The following is a 1,620-nucleotide window of genomic DNA, read 5'->3' as shown; positions in this document are numbered from 1 at the left end:
TAAACCAGCTAATAGATTGTCAATAAAAATCTTTTAAATTAATAAACACTTCATGCTATACTAAAAAGCGCAACCCAAATAACCCTCCGAATTCAATTTGGAAGGTTTTTGTTGTATTTGAAAATGCTGTTACTAAATGGTTTCTTGGAATGGTGTTTTCGTTTTTAAAATCGCATAAATCCAATGTAAAAGCTTATTTGCACAAGCAATAATGGCTACTTTATATGGCTTTCCTTCCTCACGTTTTAAATCGTAGAAGGCTCGTAATCGCTTATTTCGTGCGATAGTTTCAGGTGTTGTTTTCTTTTTTCGACTATCTCGAATAGAACAACGAACAGCTGTATAAAGCATATGGCGAAGCCTAGCCGAGCCGCGTTTAGTAATGTGATTTTTCGTGCCTTTAAAGCGACCTGATTCAAACACACTGGGATCTAGTCCTGCAAACGCTACTAACTTTTTCGGATGATTAAACCGATCAATTTCTCCGATTTCTGAAATAATCGTTGCAGCGATTTTTTCACCTATACCGGGAATTGATTGGAGTAATTCATATTCTTCAAGTTGTGCCGCTAACTCATCAATCTCACGCTCTAACGTAGAAAGTTGTTGGTGGTACACTTGAAGTAAATCAATATACATATTCAGACTGACTAGAAGACTTTGATAAAGAGTCGATTGAAATGGATTGCGTTCTGCAGCTCCGATTAATTTTTCCGATCTTTCAAGCGCCCAATTAAACGAACGTGCTTTGCAATGTGTATCAATGAATTGTGCGATCTCTTCTACACCTGCTTCTTTAACTGATTCAGAAGTAGGGTAAGCTTGTAAAGTTTTTATGGAAATCTCAGCGTATAAATCGCCAAAAACTCCTTTGTACTCAGGGAATATTTGATCTAATACGGCTTGAAATTGAAGCTTTGTTTGAATCATAATTCCCGTCATATTTTCATGTTGCCTTGTTAGATGCCGAAGGTTTAATAACTGTACACCACGCTTTTTCTGAGGCGCTAAATCCTCTTTGTAATACAGTTCGCCTAAGTGATAAGCATCAATGGCATCTGTTTTGGTTTTTCGCAAGCTAGAACTTTTTGCTCGGTAAGATACCAGTGGATTTACGATAATGACAATGTATTCTCTTGCTTCTAAAAACTGTACAACTGGGGCATGATAGTGACCCGTTGATTCCAAAACAACAGGTGGCTTCATCCCTGTTTGACGCTCTAAATCTAATAAATAAGAGTGTAACTCTTCCAATCCATCCACCGTATGATCAATTTTCACACTGCTTTTATAGGGCATTTTTTTATCCAAGAACATTTGAACCTGACTTTCACCTTTTGCGACATCCAGACCAACTACTGGATTCATGTTTATCTCCTCCTAAGGTAGTGTATTGACCGGTAACCTCTATCTAGCTTGTTATTCATATCTTCGCTTGTTATACGGGATCACTATGTCCCAACCAGCCTAATCATGTGTTAACAAGTAGAGGGCGAACAGTTTAGTTGTCGGGATCTAGTCCCACGGGTGCTTCCGTTCGACCCCGGCTACTATCAATCTATAAATTGAATAAAAAATAGTCAACCAGATTTCTCTCTGGTTGACCTTATAATACGAACG

Annotated in this window: 1 protein-coding gene; it reads right to left on the bottom strand. The window is 38.0% G+C overall.

Features of this window, described 5'->3' with window-relative positions:
- Window positions 1–132: 132 nt before the first annotated feature.
- The gene (locus ABNX05_RS25990; protein ID WP_349662333.1) at window positions 133–1,368 is read right to left on the bottom strand and encodes an IS110 family RNA-guided transposase; all 1,236 of its coding nucleotides are present in this window, start codon (window positions 1,366–1,368) and stop codon (window positions 133–135) included.
- Window positions 1,369–1,620 lie beyond the last annotated feature (252 nt).

Origin of the sequence: Lysinibacillus zambalensis (genome assembly GCF_040183165.1) — a bacterium.
Lineage (GTDB): Bacteria > Bacillota > Bacilli > Bacillales_A > Planococcaceae > Lysinibacillus > Lysinibacillus zambalensis.
Note: the sequence above shows the minus strand (reverse complement) of the source record. Positions and strands in the feature narration are given on the sequence as shown.